Here is a 1,384-nt window from a genome sequence, read left to right on the forward strand (position 1 = left end):
GATGGCCTTTGAAGTGCGAGAGCACGAAGATGGAGTCGTAGTCGTCGATATGCTTGCCGACGATGTCGTATGCGATGTGACGATGCCGGGCCACCGGAATCTCGATTTCACCGCCCATGTCCATGATCTGAATCGGCGCGATGTCGGCGTATCCACGTTCCTTGAATACGGCGAGGCTTTTCTCCGGAGTCTCGCGATTGCCGTCGTATGCGGTGGCGCATTCCACGAGCGTGCCGCCGATCTCCCGCACGAGATCCTTGACGAGCGCCGGATTGAGGTTGTTGGATCGCTCCGATTCGCCGGAGTGGATCTTGATGGCCACGCGGCCTTCCGGCTTGGTGTCGAGCGCGTGGTAGGCGGCAAGCAGACTGTCCGGCGTGATCAGGGGCGTGAAATACACCTCCGGAGCCTGCTTATTGTCGGTGCGATGGGTCAATCCGTCCAGTGAGGCGATGTCGAATTCGGTCATGATTCTCCTTGATTGCTTCTTTCTTCGCTGTTGAGGCCCAGCATAGCAACTTCAAGTCGACTTGAGGCAAATCCACCGGGAGGCAAATCCACCGGAATCGTTTCCGCCCGAATCCGGACAACGCCTACGCGCCCACCGTCGCACGGGCCACCGTCATGAAATCGTTCAACGCGCTCCATCGGTAGTCCTGTCTGCGGATGCCGAAATCGATGGAATACCGTGCGCTTTGCCCAAGTGGAAGCACTTTGATTTCGGACAGGGCCCCGTCATCCTGTGTTCCGTGCAGGAACTGGCGGACCATCAGAGTCGCTCCGACGCCCAGCTTCGCCAGTGCGAGCAGGGTCTGCATGTTGTCGGACCGCACTTTGACTATGGGACGGAATCCCGACCGCTGGAACAGTTCGTCGCCGATACGGCCGTCGATGTCGTTGCAGTGGCCGAGCACGAACGGGCATTGGCTTAACGGCGTCAGGTCGCCCCGGGCGATGCGCGCCTCGGCCTCGCCCGGCGATCGGCCCACCACCTGCATCCACAGGGAACGTGATATGACCAGTTGCATCTCCTCATCGTAGAAGTCGATGAGCTCCACCCCCGGTATCGCGTGGGAGAAATGCGCGATGGCGAGATCCACCTCCCCGTCGGCCAGCCTTCGACCATGTGATTCGTTCACGCCCTCGATCATGTCGATGGCGATGCCCGGACGTTTCCTCTGGAACGCGGCGATGACGTGCGGCATGATGGCCTGTCCTCTGGTGTGCCCGACTGCCACGCGCAGCACGCCCGACTCGTCATGCGCGATATCGCCGAATTCCTGCATCATCATCGTGTGCTCGCGCTGGAATCCGTTGGCGTACCGCAGGAACGTCCTTCCCGCATAGGTCAGCTCCAATGGCACATGACGGACGAACAGCTCGC

At 60.5% G+C, this 1,384-nt stretch carries 2 protein-coding genes; both read right to left on the reverse strand.

Annotated features, from left to right (window positions below; translation table 11 throughout):
* Nucleotides 1-469, reverse strand: a 469-nt coding sequence (locus ACR0P8_RS09755; protein WP_432624856.1) for a DUF362 domain-containing protein, incomplete at its 3' end; no start/stop codon positions are given.
* A gap of 124 nt (nucleotides 470-593) precedes the next feature.
* Nucleotides 594-1,384: substrate-binding domain-containing protein (locus tag ACR0P8_RS09760; protein WP_432624857.1), on the reverse strand; the 791-nt coding region annotated here is incomplete at its 5' end.

Origin of the sequence: Bifidobacterium sp., from assembly GCF_050874245.1 — a bacterium.
Classification (GTDB): Bacteria; Actinomycetota; Actinomycetes; order Actinomycetales; family Bifidobacteriaceae; genus Bifidobacterium.